The sequence below is a fragment of the Oleiphilus sp. HI0125 genome (genome assembly GCF_001635355.1).
On sequence record NZ_LWGF01000248.1, the window covers coordinates 1 to 842 of the forward strand.

Consider the following 842-nt stretch of genomic DNA (forward strand, 5'->3'; position numbering starts at 1 on the left):
CAGTTACGTCGCAACTAAATTGGCCCTGCAAAAATTTCTCAGCATCTGGGCCGCTTACTTTGATTAATGAATAGGGGAGTTGTACACCTGTCTGTATCATTTTGTCGCTATCGTTGAAGTTGTTTGTGAAAGTTCTTTGTTATGCCGATCGTGAACGTATAGTCTGCGATGGTGATCTTTTTTACTGCTCGTTAGAGGGCTCAAGCAAATGATGTATTTCGCACCGCTATTAGTGGCTAGTACCAGAATCGCAAAGGCGTGCGTGAGCCAAACTGAGCTATGAATCGAGATTGGTAAGTAGTGTCCATCGCGACGATAAAGGAGTTTTTTCCCCTCAATCATGAGAGCATTGTTGTGTGCGTGAGATTTGAAAACCGAGTAAGTTAAATAAGCATTAGTCCCTATGGCGATGCATGCAGCACCTGCACTAAATAATGAGGCTTCTGCGATTATCAACATAGCTAGTGCCACGATGCTAGGTAAGGTTAATATACCCAGCATTGCGTAGGACTGTTTAATGGTGATATTAACTTGGTTGAACACGATCCAATATCATTTTTACCATGTAAGCATGGTCTGCATTGTCCGGTACGCTCTTTTGCATGAACCACTGGAAGAGCTCAGTGTCTTCGCATGTTAAGAGGTCTTCGTATTTTGCTTTATCTTCTTCAGATAGATCTTTGTAGACTTCCTTCAAAAAGGGAACCAACAACACATCTAGCTCGAGCATCCCTCGGCGGCTATGCCAAAACAGACGATTGAACTTAATCGTTTCTGGGCAATCTTGCTGAGTATTGGCTTGGTTTGACATAAGGCTATCTCTAACTGTAAAGAGTCGAATT

The 842-nt window shown here is 42.6% G+C and carries 2 protein-coding genes; both read right to left on the reverse strand.

The genetic code is table 11. The features are described 5' to 3' along the window. Positions 1 to 96: 96 nt before the first annotated feature. Positions 97 to 543 (reverse strand): hypothetical protein, encoded by a 447-nt coding sequence (locus A3762_RS03680; protein WP_156493198.1) that lies wholly within the window; start codon positions 541 to 543, stop codon positions 97 to 99. Further along, a complete protein-coding gene (locus A3762_RS03685) occupies positions 527 to 811 on the reverse strand; it encodes a succinate dehydrogenase assembly factor 2 (RefSeq protein WP_068500121.1) in 285 nt (94 codons plus the stop codon). The genes A3762_RS03680 and A3762_RS03685 overlap by 17 nt, the downstream gene beginning before the upstream one ends. Positions 812 to 842: the final 31 nt, after the last annotated feature.

Coding starts and splice junctions, on each gene's coding strand:
- A3762_RS03685 (WP_068500121.1), bottom strand. CDS start 811: ATGTCAAACCAAGCCAATACTCAGCAAGATTGCCCAGAAACGATTAAG.